Source organism: Pseudomonas sp. P5_A2_2 (genome assembly GCF_054177685.1).
Genome location: NZ_JBGCUL010000516.1, coordinates 1 through 3,216 on the forward strand (window position 1 = coordinate 1; position 3,216 = coordinate 3,216).

Genomic DNA, 3,216 nt, shown 5'->3' on the forward strand with positions numbered 1-3,216 from the left:
GCTCAACGCCTGCTATCACCGCCTGCACCGCGACGATGAGCGTTTTCGTGAATTGATCAAGCCATTGTCCCGGCATGCCTTGCAACTCAAGGAGCTGGAGCGGGACCACCCGGATGTGCAGAAACGCATGGGCGTTACCGAACTGGCGGCCAAACGCGATGAAGAACTGTGCGACGTCATTGAAGACCTGTGGTTTCGGGCCAGTGCCTGGCCGATCAAGGGTATCGAACCGAATCGGCAGTCCTTCGATATCAACGGTTCGACATTCCATTGTCACGGCTACATCCCGTCCCTGGATGCCTGGGTGGTGCTGGGGTTCGACCCTCGGGAAAACCCGCAGGTCACGCGGCCAAACGCCAAGCTGACGGTGCGCGCAGAGTGGGCAGTAAAGCGCACCCTGTTTCAAGCTTTCTGCCGTAAGCCATTGATATGGCTCGATAGTTACGAATCATCAAAACGTGTTTTGGCCTCACTTGCCGGTGATGCCAGCGCCGGGCCGGGCTTCGATTACAAGGTCAAGGGCGAGCTCGCTTCTGCGCCGTTGCTCGATTGCTTTGTCGCCGCTGCCGGGTTCATCGAAAACCTCGGGCTGGATGTGCCGGGCGCTGTGGGCCAGATGAGTTTCGCCAAGGACGATCCCGACCGATTCTTCTTCGAGGCCTTGAGCCTTTTCTGGCGAGCGCTGGAAGATCACTTGCTCGATCAGAAACCGCCGATCATGACCTACAACCGGATGTTTGCCCTGTTCAGCGAGCATTCGCCGGAGAACCTCAAACTGCTCGGCGATGAACTGCTGCGGCCGCTGTCGCACCTGATGATCGACGAATTTCAGGATGTCTCGCCGCAAATCGTCTCCTGGATCAGGGCCAGCCTGGCAGAGATTCGCAGTCGCGGACCGGCCATGCACGTAGGACGTGGAGCCCAGCGTTCCTCGCTGCTTTGTGTGGGCGATGACTGGCAATCCATCTATGGATGGCGCGGCAGTTCGCCGACCTACTTCATGGAGTTCAACAAGGAGTTCCCGTCGCCGAGCACCACCAAGGTCATGCTCAGCGACAACTACCGCAGCCACCAGCACATCATCGATGCCGCCGAGCACATCGTGCGCGCTGCACCGGCGATTGCCGGGAAGAAAGCCAAGGCCAGCGGCGAACCCAAGGCATTGCTGCCGGTGAACGTGCTCGATCGTGATGACCAAGGCATGGCCCGGCGCCTGATGGAGCATTACCGAAAGGGTGATTCGATCTTGATGCTTTATCGAAAAAGCAGCGATAAGTCATTGATAGAAGAGCATATTCAGTCGGTAGTTAATGTTGATTCGAGCTTGCCGCATGAGGCTCGCAGGCTCAAGCAACTGACCTATCACAGCGCCAAGGGCCTCCAGGCCGATGCGGTGTTCCTGCTGGGCGACTGCCAGCACCTGACCTGTTCGCCTTACAAGAATCAGGTGTACCGGATGGCGGGCCTGGGCAAGGCCGGTGACAGCGAACCCTACGACAACGCCCAGAAGGACGAGATCCTGCGGCTGGCCTATGTGGGTATTACCCGCGCTGTCAGCCATTGCTACTGGTACGTCGATGCGCAAGACACCCAGGCCGCTAACATGCCCAAGGCCTCCGACCGGATCGGCAAGGGCAAGGCGTTTTTTGTCGACCATCGTGAAAGCCAAATCACCGTCTGAATCGGCACTCTGTAGGAGCGAGCTCCTACAGAGAACAGCGCTCAACAAAAAGCCCACTTAAAGTGGGCTTTCTTATAACTGAGCCTTCAGGCATAACTCCTGAACGCTTCTGGTGGAACGAAAGCTTCAAGTTCATCCTCCACCGCTTCGATTATCAGTTCTACATCTGCAGCATTCATGACGGTGGCGCAAGGAATACCGGCAATGGCGATCATGGTCTCGCCAGTGGCACGATCAAAAAGACGGGCAATCATGCTGCCCGGGGCGTCCATGCTCGCCTCGAAACCCATGGGATGAAAATGCCAGCGCATCAGCTGGCAGGCGTTTGGAAACGTGACCTTACTGAACCCTCTATTCATGTGTTACCCGCCTTCATTATCGAGCRCTTCCCTTAGCTCATGGTAGGAGGGAAGAACCTTCATTGGTTCAACCAGTGACAATGTTTAAAAGTAGCATCCGGATGTGAAAAGAGTGGGGGTTTTTCAGGCCATTTGGCGATTGTCGCCATTTTTTTGATTCAGTCACGCTCGTACGCATTTGCGGCCAGAAGCCTTCATCCGTTTAGTCGTTGAAGACCAAGCGCAAGTTGGGCAAGCTCGGGGTTTTCCCGTCGAGATTTTCAATGCACGCCGATGATGATGGCCCCCTGCAAACCCAGGCCACGGGCGAGACGGTCATGCGCTATCACTTGCGCTGGAAGCACCGGGATCTGGACGGCGTCATGGCGCTCTATCACCCTGAAGTCCAGTACAACGACTTTTTCCAGAACCGGGTCATGGGCCTGGCCCAATTGCGCGAGTACGTGCGCAGCAGCATGCCCCGGGATCCGGATGAAGCGCTGGAACATTCCGACCGCATACGACTGGACGGCAACACCGCATTCATTCAATACCGCATCACCTTGCGCGGCGGTGAAGGGCTGGTGTCGTTCCGCGCCAGCGAAGCGATTAGCGTCAAGGACGGGCTGATCTGGCGGGTCAATGAATATGCTTCATTGGTGCACGAACAACCCGGCAGCAAAACGTCCGGCAACCAGCGCCCGGCGGTCAGCCGGCTCGGCCTGTCGCCTCGCCAGTTGAGCTTCATGGCCGAGGACCTGCAGCAGTATTTCCAGGGTCAGCAGCCGTATCTAGACCCGGAGCTCGATCTGCAACGGGTGGCGAAGGAGTGCGGGTACAGCCGCAATCAGATTTCCTACTTGTTGAACCAGGTGCTGGGGCAGAGCTTCTACCGCTACGTCAACCAGGCGCGCCTGCAACACTTGCTCGCGGCGCTGGATGCCGCCACGCCGCCGCTGCGTATCGATGAGCTGGCCTTCGCTGCCGGATTCAATTCGCTGTCGGCGTTCTACAGCTGCTTCCGCCAGCACACCGGCCAGTCACCCAAGGCCTACGTCAAACAAATTTCTTTGCGTGCACGCGCGCAAGACAGCCCCTGAGCCCACGCACTAGGATCGACGCCATCGAAGTTTGAGTGGTGGAGTCTTGCATGCCGGCGTGGCGCACTATCAGTTTGTGGATGGACCAGCTCGACGA

At 57.7% G+C, this 3,216-nt stretch carries 3 protein-coding genes; 2 read left to right on the top strand and 1 reads right to left on the bottom strand.

Annotated features, from left to right (window positions below; genetic code table 11):
• The coding region (locus tag ACXRVY_RS21475; RefSeq protein ID WP_458238186.1) for a UvrD-helicase domain-containing protein at positions 1-1,681 on the top strand (1,681 nt) is incomplete at its 5' end.
• A gap of 86 nt (positions 1,682-1,767) precedes the next feature.
• Here ACXRVY_RS21475 and ACXRVY_RS21480 read toward each other — a convergent pair.
• Positions 1,768-2,040, bottom strand: a complete 273-nt coding sequence (locus ACXRVY_RS21480; protein ID WP_218428094.1) for a DUF1652 domain-containing protein — start codon at positions 2,038-2,040, stop codon at positions 1,768-1,770.
• 263 nt (positions 2,041-2,303) lie between these two features.
• Between ACXRVY_RS21480 and ACXRVY_RS21485 the strand changes: the two genes are divergently transcribed.
• Positions 2,304-3,119, top strand: a complete 816-nt coding sequence (locus ACXRVY_RS21485; protein ID WP_223458005.1) for a helix-turn-helix transcriptional regulator — start codon at positions 2,304-2,306, stop codon at positions 3,117-3,119.
• The last annotated feature ends 97 nt before the right edge of the window (positions 3,120-3,216 follow it).

Coding starts and splice junctions, on each gene's coding strand:
- ACXRVY_RS21480 (WP_218428094.1), bottom strand. CDS start 2,040: ATGAATAGAGGGTTCAGTAAGGTCACGTTTCCAAACGCCTGCCAGCTG.
- ACXRVY_RS21485 (WP_223458005.1), top strand. CDS start 2,304: ATGCACGCCGATGATGATGGCCCCCTGCAAACCCAGGCCACGGGCGAG.